This window comes from Emticicia aquatilis (assembly GCF_014644295.1).
Taxonomy (GTDB): Bacteria; Bacteroidota; Bacteroidia; order Cytophagales; family Spirosomataceae; genus Emticicia; species Emticicia aquatilis.
This window is the reverse complement of sequence record NZ_BMKK01000036.1, coordinates 1-563: the sequence shown is the minus strand read 5'-3', so window position 1 is coordinate 563 and position 563 is coordinate 1. Positions and strand designations below refer to the sequence as shown.

Annotated in this window: 1 pseudogene; it reads right to left on the bottom strand. The window is 46.7% G+C overall.

Annotated features, from left to right (window positions below):
* Positions 1–563: pseudogene (locus tag IEX65_RS27985) on the bottom strand (hypothetical protein); the annotation flags it as partial.

The following is a 563-nucleotide window of genomic DNA, read 5'->3' as shown; positions in this document are numbered from 1 at the left end:
CTTACTTCGAGTGTACTTCCTGTGCCGCCTGTACTCCATGATAAACTTCCTGTACAACCACTTGCTGTTAAGGTCGCTTTCTCTCCGTCACAACATAAGGTCTTATTCGATGAAATTACTGGAGCGGTCGGTGTTGTGCCTGTCGTGATGGTTACTACATTGCTTACGCCACTTTCGCCACATACATTGCTACACGTTGCTGTGTAGGTGCCTGCTGTGCTTACACTGATGCTGCTACCTGTGGCATTCGCACTCCATTTGATAGTACCAGTACAACCACTCGCTGTCAAGGTCGCACTTTCTCCGTTACACAAGCTCGTCTTGTTCGATGAAATCACGGGGGCTGCTGGTTTTGCTCCTGTGCCTATCACTATCTCATTCGACTTTGGACTCACTCCACATATCGTCTCACAAACTACTGAATAGGTACCTGCTGAACTTACACTGATAACGCTTCCTGTCGCATTTGTACTCCATTTCAAAGTACCGTTACAACCTGTGGCTGTCAATGTTGCTGTTTCGCCTGCACAAATTGTCGTTTTATCGCTCAATATACTTGGTGT